Origin of the sequence: Synechococcus sp. A15-127, from assembly GCF_014280215.1 — a bacterium.
GTDB lineage: Bacteria > Cyanobacteriota > Cyanobacteriia > PCC-6307 > Cyanobiaceae > Parasynechococcus.
Map to the genome: position 1 here is coordinate 964,980 of NZ_CP047948.1, position 14,728 is coordinate 979,707.

General features: G+C 46.5%; 1 protein-coding gene (running past one end of the window). It reads left to right on the forward strand.

Annotated features, from left to right (window positions below; translation table 11 throughout):
• Window positions 1-14,728, forward strand: partial view of an Ig-like domain-containing protein gene (locus SynA15127_RS04805; protein WP_186485216.1) — the 5' portion only. It continues 12,401 nt past the right edge of the window; 14,728 of the gene's 27,129 nt are visible here — the first part of the coding sequence; its start codon is at window positions 1-3; its stop codon lies off the right edge, out of view.

Below are 14,728 nucleotides of genomic sequence, written 5' to 3' on the forward strand. Positions count from 1 at the left end.
ATGAGTCGCGACTCCCACATCAAGCCATGGCTTCTGGGCTGGACGCAGCAGTTGCGTGGCTGGGCAGAGGATGGCTCGCTGCTGGCGGCGGCACAGCAGGCGCTGCTACTGGAAGAGGAGCCCCAGCAGCTGGTTGAGCTGCTGGATCAGTGGGGTGCGTCTGATTTTTCAGCGCTTCCGGCAGTCGAGACGTTGTCCAGCAAGGACATCGCTGGGGCGCGTGGTGCCTATGTGGAAGACCTGTCTCAGATCTTCCTGAACCAGGAGTGGTTGGCGGAAGCGTCTGATCAGGAGATTTCTGCGGTTCTGACCGAAGAACTTGGTCATCATCTTGATGCCGTTCTCAATGATTTCGATACACCGGGTGATGAAGGTGAGCTGTTCTCTGCAATTCTTCGCAGCACTGATGAAAGTCGGCCTCAGCAGTGGACTAACGATGATCAGTTCATCATCAATATCGATGGTCTTGAGTTTGAGGCTGAAGCGTCTTCACCAGCTTCTTTATCGAATCCAATAATTATAGCATCACTGACGGATAATCAGGGTGGATTTGATTATTTGAAATATCCTAGAGATATGACTACAGCATTCATTGACAATATTCCTTACGCAATTATTGCAACGCCAGGTGATATGTCGATCCAGGTTTTGAGTCTGGAAGATCCCAGTCAACCTGCAAATACTTCTGTAATTTATGAAAATATGGGTGACTTCACAGCCTTTGCTAATCCGCATGGTGTGAGAACGATTGAAATTGGCGGTGTGACCTATGCCGTTGTGACCGCCTGGGGAGAAGATGCTGTTTCAATTGTCAATTTATCAGACCCCTCTAGTCCTACCCTTGCAAGTTTTGTAAGGGATGGCCAAGGCGGTTTTAATGAGCTTGATGGGGCCCATGGAGTTGCCGTTGCAAAAATTGGGGTTAAATATTATGCAATGATTGCTTCCATTGATGACGATGGCGTACAGATAATCGACATTACTGATCCGACGTCACCGACTGCTGCAGCATCAATCAGTCATGGTGGAAGCAGTTCTGGTGGCAATTATGTCCTGGATGGAGCGAGAAGGCTCACTGTCGCTGATGTTGGTGAAAAGACACTGATGTTGGTGGCATCCGGTTCCGGTTCCGAAGCCATACAAATTATTGATGTTACTGATCCAACAAGTCCATCTGTTTTGTCGACGATCACTTCAATTGATAAACCATCGGAAATCAGTACCGCTGAAATTGGCGGTCGACACTATGCATTTTCTGTCTCAAGTCCAAATAATTCTGTACAAATCATTGAATTTACTGATTATTCGAACCCTGTAAAGGGCTATAAATTTGTAGACGGTCAAGATGGTTTTAATCAGCTGCAAGGAGTTATTAGCGTCGAGTTGGTCAAGCAGGGAGATTCGACGTTTGCATTGTTTGCTTCTCAAGCTGATGATGCCGTTGTAATCGCGGATGTGACAAATACATCTTCTCCTGTTTATGTCTCGTCCGAAGGGCTGAATAATTCTCGTCATATTGATAGCATTGAAATTAATAATAACCTTTATGGTGTTGTCGCGTGGAATGATCCTGGTGGTTTTTACGTTCTTGACTTGGGTTATACGCCTTCTGCTCCTTCGTCGCCTGATCTGCATAGCGATTCAGACACTGGTAGTTCCAATACTGACAATGTCACTGCTGATACTACTCCAACCTTAACGGGAACATCAGAAGCGAACGCAATAGTTGAGTTGTTTGATGATGGCAACTTGTTAGGACAAATAACGGCAGATTCCAGTGGAGTCTGGAGTTTCACTGTTGATTCGAGTGGTGCATTTTCGGATGGCAGTCATGCAATTACAGCCAAAGCCAAAACAAGTTCTGCTGGCAATCTGTCCAGTGCGTCCGGCGCTCTAACGATCACCATTGATGCCTCGGTTCCAACGGCCCCATCAACACCTGATCTTGATTCCAGTTCTGATACAGGAAGCTCCAACACTGATAATGTCACCAGTGATTCGACGCCTACTTTTACGGGAACAGCAGAGGCGAGCAGCACAGTTGAGCTGTTTGCTGGAGTTAGTTCATTAGGGACAACGTCAACAAATGGCTCGGGTAATTGGTCATTGACTTCTACTAGCAATGAACTTATCGATAATGAACCCCTTTCGCTATTTGATAGTGGCCACTCTACATATAACAATCAGAATACTGGTGGATCTAATGCGTGGGATGATAATGAAGGCACATTTGTTGACTTTGTTGGTTCAGGCCCGTATTACACCGGGGCTGATCTTGGTTCAGAGATATTGATCAAGAGAATTGCTTACTATCCACGAGGGGGCCATTCTTCTCGGATGGTAGGTGGAAAGTTCCAGGCTAGTAATAATCAAGAAGATTGGACAGATTTGCATGTAATTAGCTCATCTCCTCAGCAAAGTCAGTACACAAACGTTGATCTTGAGCATAGCTCTACTTATAGGTATTACCGTTACTTTATAAATGGAGGTAATGCCAACATTGCCGAGGTACAGCTTTATTCGGGCTGGGGGGGGGCATCGGATGGAGGCTATTCCATCACCGCGAAGGCGACCGATGCCGCTGGAAACGTGTCCGATGCCTCCAGTGCTCTGTCGATCACCATTGTGGCCATCCCAACGCTGAGTTCAGCAACTTATGATGTTTCAAGCGGTGAGTTGACGGTAACGGGTACGAACTTTATCAAAAAGAATGGATCGAGTAACGATATTGATGTGTCGAAGTTGTCGATCACTGGTGAGGGTGGGAGCAGCTATATGTTGACATCAAGTGATGTAGAGGTGAGCTCCAGTACGCAATTTACTGTGACATTGAATTCGCCTGACCAGCTGAATGTGGGCGGATTGTTGAATAAGAATGGAACCAGCTCTGATGGCGGGACGACGTACAACTTAGCTGCGGCGGACAATTGGGTGGCAGGTGCAGCAGCATTGACTGACATCAGTGATACGAGCGGTAATGGGATTACAGTGTCAAACGTTGCCAACCCAACGCTGAGTTCAGCAACTTATGATGTTTCCAGCGGTGAGTTAACGGTAACGGGCACAAATTTCGTGAGCAAGAATGGTTCAAGTAACGATATTGATGCGTCCAAATTGTCAATTACTGGCGATGGCGGCAGTAGTTATACGTTGACTACTGCGGATGAGGATATAATTTCAGGGACGCAATTCATTTTGACACTAAATGCTACAGATAGGCTGAATCTAGGTGGATTATTGAATAAGAATGGAACCAGCTCTGATAGTGGTGCAACGTATAATTTAGCGGCGTCAGATAATTGGCTGTCTGGTGCTGCGGCATCGGTTGATATCAGTGATGCGAGCAGCAATGGGATCACGGTGTCGAATGTGGCCAATCCAACGCTGAGTTCAGCGGCTTACAACGCAGCGAGCGGTGTGTTGACGGTAACGGGTACGAATTTTGTGAAGGAGAATGGTTCGAATAATGATATTGATATATCGAAGCTGTCGATCACTGGTGAGGGCGGCAGCAGCTATACGTTGACATCAACTGATGTGGAGGTGAGTTCAAGCACGTCATTTAGTGTGACCTTGAATGCAGCCGATCAGCTGAATGTAGGTGGGTTGTTGAATAAGAATGGAACCAGCTCTGATAGTGGGGCGACGTACAACTTAGCTGCCGCGGACAATTGGGTGGCAGGTGCAGCAGCATCGGTTGACATCAGTGATGCGAGCAGTAATGGGATCACGGTGTCGAATGTGGCCAATCCAACGCTGAGTTCAGCGGTTTATGACGCCGCAAGCGGTGAGTTAACGGTAACGGGTACGAATTTTGTGAAGGAGAATGGATCGAATAATGATATTGATATATCGAAGCTGTCGATCACTGGTGAGGGCGGCAGCAGCTATGCATTGACATCAACTGATGTGGAGGTGAGTTCAAGCACGTCATTTAGTGTGACCTTGAATGCAGCCGATCAGCTGAATGTAGGTGGGTTGTTGAATAAGAATGGAACCAGCTCTGATAGTGGGGCGACGTACAACTTAGCTGCGGCGGACAATTGGGTTGCAGGTGCAGCAGCATCGGTTGATATCAGTGATGCGAGCAGCAATGGGATCACGGTGTCGAATGTGGCCAATCCAACGCTGAGTTCAGCGGCTTTTAACGCGTCGAGCGGGGTGTTGACGGTAACGGGTACGAATTTTGTGAAGGAGAATGGATCGAATAATGACGTTGAAGTATCCAAGTTGTCGATCATTGGGGAGGGTGGAACGAGTTACACTCTGACTTCAACTGATGTGGAGATAACGTCTGATGTGCAATTTATCGTGAAACTCAATCTGGCTGATTGGGTCAATGTAAATAGCATCGCTACCAAGAACGGAACTAGCTCAGATGGCGGCACTAACTATAATCTGTCAGCTGTAGATAATTGGATGCCAGGGGCGGCAGCATCGGCTGATATCAGTGACACGAGTGGAAATAGTATTACAATCTCACACGCCAACACAGTCGTTACTTGGAAACAAGTCGGTGCAGATATTGATGGTGAAGCTGCTGACGATCACTCTGGTAATGTTTCGATTTCAGCAGACGGATTAACACTCGCGATTGGTGCCGGAGGCAATGATGGAAATGGTAATAACTCTGGTCATGTTCGTATTTATGAATGGAATAGTAGTAATAATCAATGGGATCAAAAAGGGCTAGATATTAATGGAGAGGCTGCTGACGATTACTCTGGTAATGTTTCGATTTCAGCAGACGGATTAACACTCGCGATTGGTGCCGCACACAATGATGGAAATGGTGATAGATCTGGTCACGTTCGTATTTACGAATGGGATAGTAGTGGTAATCAATGGGACCAAAAGGGTCAAGATATTAATGGTGAAAATAGCAATGACAATTGGGGCGGACATGCCGTTCAATTGTCGGCTGACGGTAAGATCATGGCAGCAGGTGCCAATAGTAATTCCGGCAATGGATATGCGTCTGGACATGTACGTATTTATGAATGGAATAGTAGTAATAATCAATGGGATCAAAAAGGGCAGGATATTGACAGCGAAAATGCTGCCGACCGAGCGGCTTATGTTCGACTCTCTGATGATGGTCTAATCGCAGCGATTGGCGCTCCTTATAATAGTGGTAGTGGACATCGAGCTGGTCATGTTCGTGTTTATGAATGGAATGGTAGTGATAATCGATGGGATCAAAAAGGGCAAGATCTTGATGGCGAGGCTGCCGGCGACTTATCTGGACAAGGTACTTTAAGTCTTTCAGGGGATGGACGAACGCTGGCTATAGGTGGCATAAATAATGATGGTAATGGTGAGGACGCGGGTCATGTACGTATTTACGAGTGGAATCAGACTGATACGAAGTGGGATCAAATCGGCTCTGATATAGATGGTGAAGCTGCAGGAGATCTATCAGGTGGGGACACGGCTCTTTCTTCAGATGCCAGTACAGTTGCAATTGGTGCCTTTTTTAATGATGGCAATGGTGATGATTCCGGCCATGTGAGGATCTTTCAGAGAAATGGGAGTGATCAATGGCTTCAGGTTGGCTCAGACATTGATGGAGAAGCTGCCGGTGACCTGTCTGGTCGAAGTTTGTCAATTTCGACTGATGGACGAACAGTTGCTATTGGCGCTCCAGTTGCGGACGGGACTAGTGGTACTAATAGTGGTCATGTTCGCGTTTATGAGGCCACTGGTGTAAGTGTACAACTTCAATCTGCTACTTACGATGCAGCGAACGGAACGCTAACGGTATCAGGTCAGAATTTTTTAACAAAAGATGGTGCCTCTAATGATATTGATGTTTCAAAACTGTCGATCACTGGTGAGGGTGGCAGCAGCTATACGTTGACATCAAGTGATGTGGAGGTGGCTTCCCAAACAACATTTAGTGTGACTTTGAATGAAGCCGATCAACTGAATGTAGGCGGGTTGTTGAATAAGAATGGAACCAGCTCTGATGGTGGGTCGACGTACAACTTGGCTGCCGCGGATAACTGGTTAGCTGGTGCAGCAGCATCGGTTAATATCAGTGATGTGAGCGGGAATTTGATTAGCGTGTTTAATACTCCTCCAGCTACTCCTGATCTTGAGCAAAACTCTGATACGGGTATCTCGAATACAGATAACATTACCAACGATGCAACGCCGACCTTTACTGGAGAAGTTGAATCAAGCAGTACGATTCAACTCTTTGCCGGTGAAAGTTCATTGGGTACAGCTACCCCAGCTGGTAGTGGTGAGTGGAGTTTTACGGTTGCTTCTGCACTGGCTGATGGTATTTATTCCATAACGGCGAAGGCGACCGATGCCGCTGACAATCTGTCCGGTGCGTCCAGTGCTCTGACGATCACCGTCGACACAGGTATTACAACACCATCAACACCTGATCTTGATTCCAGTTCTGATACAGGAAGCTCCAACACTGATAATGTCACTAGTGATTCGACGCCTACTTTTACGGGAACAGCAGAGGCGAGCAGCACAGTTGAGTTGTTCGATAGTGGAAGTTCATTAGGGACTACTACTGCCGATAACAGTGGGAACTGGAGTTTCACGGTTGGCTCGAGCAGTGCTCTTCCGAATGGCAGTCATGCCATCACAGCGAAGGCGACCGATGCCGCTGGCAATCTGTCCAGTGCGTCCAGTGCTCTAACGATCACCGTCGATACGGCATCTCCAGCAATCACCAGCGGAACAACTGCAACAGCGATCAATGAGAACACTGGTAGTGCCCAGGTTGTTTATACAGCAACAGCAACAGATGCTTCCAATGTGAGTTTTGGGCTGCTGCAGGGCAATGGTTTAAAAGTTGAGCTTTATGAGGGTAAAACTTTCAATACACTCAGGGCGACTAATTATGAGTCGACCATCAACATCAATGATCAGTATGACAAGGATAAGGGAGGTGATGAAAATACATTCTCAGTTCGTGCTACGGGACAGATCCAAGCCTATGCCCAGGGAAGCAATACCTGGAAAGTGAGGAGTGATGATGGCGTGCGCATCTGGATTGATGATGTTCAAGTGTTGAATCGATGGAATGATCATCCCCCGACTTGGGATACCTTCACAGTCAGCGGTCTTGAGAAAGATTCCTGGCACGATATTAAAATTGAATTTTATGAAAATGGCGGCGGAGCGGTTCTTGATCTCTATCACTCCGATCAGTCAACATTGGTGAGTGAACTCCGGAGTGATCAGGTCGGTACATCAGCGGGTTCATTCACGATCAACAGCTCTACCGGGGCGGTTACGCTGACTAATGATCCTGATTATGAAACGAAGAGCAGTTATACATTCACATTGGTTGCGACCGATGCTGTGAATTATTCGTCCCGTAAGGATGTTTCCCTTGCCATTAATGATGTCGCTGCGGCATCGACTCCAGATCTGAGTGCAGCGTCAGACTCTGGAATTTCGAATTCCGACAACATCACATCTGACAATACCCCCACTATCACAGGGACTGCATCTGCCAACGACAGTATTGTTGTTTCATCCGGTGGAACGTCACTTGGTAACACTGTTGCTGATGGCAGCGGTGCCTGGTCTTTCACTGTTTCCAACTCTTCGCCTTTGGCCGATGGCTCTTATGCCATCAACGTCACAACGACTTCGTCGGGCGGATCGCCGGTGACCAGCGATCCATCACCGGCCCTCAATCTCTCTGTTGACACGGTGATCACAACACCGTCAACACCTGATCTGGATTCAAGTTCTGATACTGGAAAATCCAGCAGCGACAACATCACGAGTGACTCAACGCCAACGCTGATCGGCACTGCAGAAGCCGGTAGCACGGTTGAATTGTTCGACAGTGGCAATTCACTAGGAACAACGACTGCTGACGGAAGTGGTAACTGGAGTTTAACTGTTGATGCTTTTTCGGATGGGATCCATTCTATTACTGCGACATCATCGGATGCTGCTGGAAATCAGTCGTCTGAATCGGGCGAGTTAAGCATCACGGTTGATACATCTGCGCCTTCTCCGCCAACAACTCCAGATCTTGCTGCAGCTTCAGACACGGGGCCATCGAACAGTGACAACATCACGAGCGACACCACTCCGACCCTCACAGGTACAGCAGAAGCCAACAGCAAGGTTGAGTTGTTTGCAGGAAATACCTCCGTAGGAACGACTCAAGCTGACAGCAGTGGGAATTGGACCTTCACATTTGGTTCCGAAGCTTCTGATGGCACTTATTCGGTAACGGCGAAAGCGTTTGATGCCGCAGGGAACGCCGATGCGGCATCCCCCAATATGTCGATCACCATTGATACATCTGCACCGGCGGCACCATCGGTACCTGATCTAGCCGAAAATTCTGATACAGGAACATCCAATAGTGACAATCTGACAAACGATACAACTCCTACGTTTACAGGTACATCAGAAGCGAGTAGCACTGTTGAGTTGTTTCTCGGAAGTAGTTCGTTAGGGACCACCACTGCAGACAGCAGCGGGAATTGGAGTTTTACGGTTGATTCAAGTGATGCTTTCAGCGATGGTAGTCATGCCGTCACAGCGAAGGCGACGGATGCTGCTGGAAATGAGTCCGATGCGTCAGCTGCCCTGACGATCACCACCGATACGTCGGCACCACCAGCACCATCGGTACCTGATCTAGCCGAAAATTCTGATACAGGAACATCCAAGAGTGACAATCTGACAAACGATACAACTCCTACGTTTACAGGAACAGCAGAAGCGAGTAGCACTGTTGAGCTGTTTCTCGGAAGTAGTTCGTTAGGGACCACCACTGCAGACAGCAGCGGGAACTGGAGTTTCACGGTTGGCTCGAGCAGTGCTCTTCCTAATGGCAGTCATGCCATCACAGCGAAGGCGACCGATGTCGCTGGCAATCTGTCCAGTACGTCCTCTGTTTTACGACTCGACGGAAGTGGTGATTTTGCACAAACAGCAAATGATATTTCGGCACTTGATATCAGGGGGAGCATTACACTAGAGGCCACCGTTCGCATTGACCAATATAGTAATGACTGGGTCCGATTGGTTGGCAGAAATGCACCCGGAAAAGTCGAAATCAATCGATCCTATGGTCTCTGGCTTGCTAATGATGGCAGATTATTTTTCCAGCAATATGGATATGATGCATCGGATGTCAGGCGAACGGTCGGTCTGACCACGAGTTACAAGGTTCCTGTTGATCAATATGTTCATATTAGTGTTACTCGTAATTCGTCGACTGGATTGACGCGAATCTACGCTGACGGTGTGCTTCAAGCTGAGCAAACGATATTTCCTGATTTTGTAGCCGATTCAAGCAATGGCCCTCTGATGATTGGCTATGGAGATAAACATGATTACTTGGATGGCGACATCTCTAATGTCAGGGTCTGGAATATTCCTCGTAGTCAATCGGATATTCAGGCCAAACATATTTCCGGCAATGAAAGCGGTCTTGTTGCTTTTTACCCTGGGTTGTCGACCAATGGAAATACTCTTGTAAATGCATCATCCATTTCTGGGTTGGATGCTGCACTGACTGGAGATGCTAAAAAGGTTTTGGCATCCGATGCTCTAACGATAACCATCGACAAGACGGCACCATCAAAGCCGGCTTTTTTGCTTGTTTCTGACACCGGCAGATCCAACACGGACAACATCACGAATGACACAACTCCTACCTTTACGGGTACAGCAGAAGCCGGCAGCACAATTGAGCTGCTTGCAGGATCAAGTTCGTTAGTGACTACTACTGCCGATAATAGTGGGAACTGGAGTTTCACGGTTGATACAAGTGATGCTTTTTCTGATGGCAGTCATGACATCACAGCGACAGCTACAGATGTCGCTGGGAATGAGTCGGATGTTTCCCTTCTGAAGCTGAGCGTTGATAGCACCGTTCCATCACTAACAATCAATCTTGATCCCAGTTCTGATACGGGTGTCTCGAATCGTGATCAGATCACCAGTGACACCACACCAATGCTTACAGGTACTACAGAACCTGATGCCTTGGTAGAGCTTTCCACAGAGACTCTTTCGCTTGGAAGCGCTACGGCAGATGCCAGTGGCAATTGGATCTTTGTCGTTGATTCTCCTCTTGGAGAAGGTTCTCACCATATCAATGTATCGGCTACGGATGTAGCTGGAAATATCTCTGCAGCGGCTGCTGACAATGTTTTTGTCCCAACAAGCATTTCAACCACAACAGACAACTGGTCAAAAGTTTATTTGAATGGTGATTCCTTGGGAAGCACCAATTCATGGGGAACGAAGTATGTCTTTGATAATTTCACTCTTCTTGATGGTGATAATGTTCTGGCAATTGAATCCTATGATTCCGGTGGTGTTGCTGCGATGACAGCTCAACTTGCAGATGCCTCCGGTAATACTGTTGGCACATCGCAAGTTGATGATTGGAAAGTCTTCATCGCCGATAACAATCCAAATGCTGGTGGTTACAACAGTAATTCTCTGATATTCCCTGATGGTTGGAACACAGCTGAATATGATTCCTCAGATTCTGATTTGTGGAAGGTGCCACAGAACGTGAGTAGTTATACCAATCCCTGGGGTAACCGTAGTGGTGATCCCGTGTGGATTTGGTCTGGCGATGATGACTCGGATGCGAATAATCACGATGCCGTTCTTTTCCGTTATGAATTTTCAACGTCATCCAACAGTCTCAACCTCACCATCGATCTACTTCCATTGATTACAGGTCTATCGGGTCTTGCAGGTGCTGCAGCTTCCCAGACGTCGATCAATGAAAAGAACACCCTATTGGTTCATGGCATGGCTGCGAATGAGCCTGTTGTTTGGTCTTTGACGGGCGGTGAGGATCAAAGCCTATTTTCTATCGACTCCTCAACAGGTGAGCTTATGTTTATAAGTGCACCTGATTTCGAAGATCCTGAAGATCAGAATGGTGACAATGTTTACGATGTTATTGTTGCCGCCACAGATTCAAATAGTAATCTGGCTTCGCAGCAATTAAGCATTCGTGTGTTGGATATCCCGGATGAAATATCCCCCAGATTCTTGTCAGGTTCTAGAGGCATACCTGTTCGTGCTAACAGTGCATCTGGTTTTAGCATCTATACCTCTAATGTTGATGATCAATCACCTGTTACCTATCAACTCCTTCAGAGTTCTGCCGATGACAGTTCCGAGTTCACGATTGACACTGATACAGGAAATGTTGTTTTAGCCGGCACTCCAGATTTTCATTCAGCAAATACTTATTCGTTCACAATTCTTGCCACTGATGTCTATGGTAACAGCTCTGAAAATCAGATTCACGGCTATCAGGTTGGCGAGAATAAGCTTCTCACCAATGCTGATCTCAGCGGGTTTGATCTCTCTGATGTTGATTTCTCCCATTCGCAACTGTCAGGTGCTGATCTTTCAGGCTCTAATTTAAACCGTGCTGAGTTTATAGATATAGATCTGACTGGCGTCGATTTTTCGCAGGCTGATCTTGCTGATGCAAGCTTTCAGGATTCTGATCTCACAAATTCACCTTTAATCGCAGCGGCAGATAATTTAAACAAAGCCCTCTTTGATGATGTCAATTTAAGTGGCTTAGTCTTTTCTGGGCTTGATTTGTCGACGATTACTTTTGAGTCTTCAGATCTCTCAAATGTTGATTTTACAGGCGCTGACCTTTCGTCAGCAGTTTTCACAAATTCTGATCTTACTAATGTCGAATTTACAAGTTCTGATCTCACTACAGCAAGTTTCTCTGGCAACACATTAAGGAATGTCGACTTTGCAAATGCAGATCTTACGGACACAGACTTTACAGGCTCTGATCTATCGGCTGCGCCAACGATTACCTCGGCACTCAATTTAAACCTTGCCATATTGGATGGTGCTGATTTAAGTGGTCTTGATTTCTCCAATCTTGATCTAGCCGGCTTGGTTATTGATTCTGCTGATCTATCCAGGGGCGATTTTACGAATGTGGATCTTGCAGATGCTGTTTTTGCACACACTGATCTTTCAGTCACACCTTCAATTACAGCGGCACGTAATTTAGATCAAGTTTCGTTCCAGGGTGCTGATTTAAGCGGGCTTGATTTTTCTGGTCTCAATCTGGCAAATATTATTTTCAACGACGTCGACCTTTCTCATGTCGATTTCACGAATTCTGACCTTACAGCTGCAGATTTGACTGATGCGCTTAAGTCTGATACTGGATCTAGAACATATTCCATTTTGGGTGATCTCACCTTCGGTAATCAGCTGCAGCTGATTCAAAATACGTTTGATCCTGATGGCTACACCACACGTGATGAATCCATCTATATTCAATGGCAATCTCGCCTTGATCAGACGCTCGATTGGGAGTCTTTGGCAACTGCCACTGGTGAAACATTTACGATTTCACATGATGTGGCTGCTCATCAGCTTCGTGCTTTGATCACCTATGCAGATGGATTGTTATTCGAGCAGACGGTTGTCTCCACTGTTGTAACAGCACCATCTGACATCACGCCCCCGAATGCTCCCTCTACACCTCAATTAAATGGTGGATCTGATACCGGTCGCTCCGATTCAGATCATGTCTCCAGTGACCGTACACCAGTGTTGGAAGGGTTTGCTGAGATTGGTTCTACTGTAGAAATCTTTGCAGATGGCTTATCGGTTGGTTCTGTTCTTTCGGATTCCAGTGGTGAATGGAGCTTTGAGCTTCCTGCCACCCACGCATTGAATTCTGGTACCACTGCCATCACTGTTCAGGCAACAGATCAGGCCGGTAATTCCTCTGAGACATCACTCGAACTTGAGCTGACTATCGATAATCAAGCCCCCAAAATTATCCGCAGTACGAATACTTATTTTATCGATGAAAATAGTGGTGCTAACCAGTTGATTTACACCGCTGATTCGATTGATGATACCAGCACCCTTTATAGTATTCAGCAGGATTCCTTCGATGATGCAGGCGTTTTCTCGATTGATGCTGATAATGGGGAGCTTCGACTCAATCTCAATCCCGACTTTGAAGATCAGCCTTCTTTTTCTGTAACCGTTCTTGCAACAGATCTGGCTGGTAATAGTTCGGAAAAAACAATTAGTCTGATCGTTAACGATTTAGATGATCAGGCATCATCTGCCCCGGATGCTCTGGACCTTACCAATCTATTTGATTCGGGATTTTCTAATTTTGATAATTTAACCTCGATTACTTCGCCGCGAATTACTGGACATGCTGAGCCCCTCTCATCCGTCGAAATCTTGGTTGATGGCCTCACAGTAGGCTCTACATCAGCCAATACCACTGGTGCTTGGTCATTTGTAATTCCTTCATCAGCTTCACTCTCAGATGGTGAACGTATCATCTCTGCGGTCGCAACAGACGACAGTGGAAACCGATCGGAGCTGTCTGAAGACCTGACCATGATCATCGACACCACATCGCCCGTTTTCACGTCGACCAGTCACTTAGATGTCATCGAAAATGTCGGGTCCGACCAAATTATTGCCACTGCTTCGGCGACCGACCAGTCAGATATTTTCTACTACCTCAAGCAGAGTCTAAATGATGATGCCGGCGAATTCTTAATTGATCCAATCCTTGGTGATATTCGTTTGATACATAATCCTGATTTTGAAAGTCAAAATATGTATGAATTCACTGTTGTTGCGATTGATAATGCTGGTAATAGTGCTGATCTTGAGATTCAGCTCGATGTTCTCGATGTTGACGATACCCCTCCTCCAGTTCCGTCTGTCCCAGATTTGCTTGCTATCAGTGATACCGGTCCATCTGACGAAGATGATTTAACGTCGCTGACCACACCTACATTTACAGGTACGTCTGAAGAAGAAACTTTTGTAGAACTGTTTGCTGACGGTATTAGCCTCGGGCACACCATTGCCGATTCTGATGGTCATTGGACATTTCGAGTCCCTTCCTCGTCAGCCCTCTCCGATGGTCTTCACTCCATCACCGCCAGATCATCGTACGCAGCAGCTTATCCTTCCGACCATTCGGAGGAACTCCTTGTTGTTATTGATGCCTCGGCCCCATCATTCATCTCAGGTTCGGTTGCTAATTCCATTGCTGAACATACTGGTGCCAATCAACGTGTATACAATGCAATCACACCTGACGATTCGAACGTTAGTTATGCATTGAAATCAAATAATAATAATGATGATGCTGCCCTCTTTTCTCTGAATCAAATGTCTGGTCAGGTTAGGTTGATATCTGATCCTGATTTTGATCTTCAATCAACTTATCAATTTACTGTTGTAGCAACTGACTTCTCAGGCAACAGTAGTGAGCAACCTGTCACGCTTGAGATTATCGATCCGGATGCTCCGGTTTTCATCCCTGCTTATGCCTGGACTGATCTTTTTGGAAGTCAGTCCTACGAAGCCGGACATGCCATTCATCTCGATAATGCTGGTTCTGCTTTGATCGCAGGTAACACTTACGTTGTTGACGCGGAAACACAAGAACGGTCTTTTGATTACTTCATTGTTAAATATCTACCTGATGGTACCCAGGATTGGTTTATAAGAGGCGGTGATGTTGGCAATGAGCTGGCCTACGGTATTACATCAGGTATTGTTAATGAAGTTTATATTACTGGTGTAACCGCTTCTGCTGAGCTTCACGGTGAGGTCAATGCTGGCTATAAGGACTTCTTTTTATCGAAATATACGTCTGACGGTATTCGCCTATGGACTCGCCTCGGTGGATCCTTTGGCGAAGAGATTGCCTATGCCACAA